The organism is Pseudomonas sp. SIMBA_041 (genome assembly GCF_046535095.1).
GTDB classification, from domain to species: Bacteria; Pseudomonadota; Gammaproteobacteria; order Pseudomonadales; family Pseudomonadaceae; genus Aquipseudomonas; species Aquipseudomonas mucoides.
This window is the reverse complement of the sequence record NZ_JAWRXJ010000230.1, coordinates 1-277: the sequence shown is the minus strand read 5'-3', so window position 1 is coordinate 277 and position 277 is coordinate 1. Positions and strand designations below refer to the sequence as shown.

The 277-nt window shown below is 67.1% G+C and carries 1 protein-coding gene; it reads right to left on the bottom strand.

From position 1 onward, the window contains the following. Positions 1 to 277 (bottom strand): NADP-dependent isocitrate dehydrogenase (locus SB725_RS30975; RefSeq protein WP_410923210.1); only part of this gene is annotated, 277 nt, incomplete at both ends.

Genomic DNA, 277 nt, shown 5'->3' with positions numbered 1-277 from the left:
GCGTCGTCCGTGACGCGCACGACGCCATCGGCCGGGATCAGGAACGTCTTGTCGTGCGAACCGTATTCCTCGGCCGCCTGCGCCATCAGGCCGACGTTCGGCACGCTACCCATCGTGACCGGGTCGAATGCGCCGTGCTGCTTGCAATCTTCAATGACGGCCTGGTAGACGCCCGCGTAGCAGCGGTCCGGAATCACGGCCTTCGCGTCGGACAGTTCGCCGTCCGGGCCCCACATGCCGCCCGAGTCGCGGATCATCGCCGGCATCGATGCGTCGA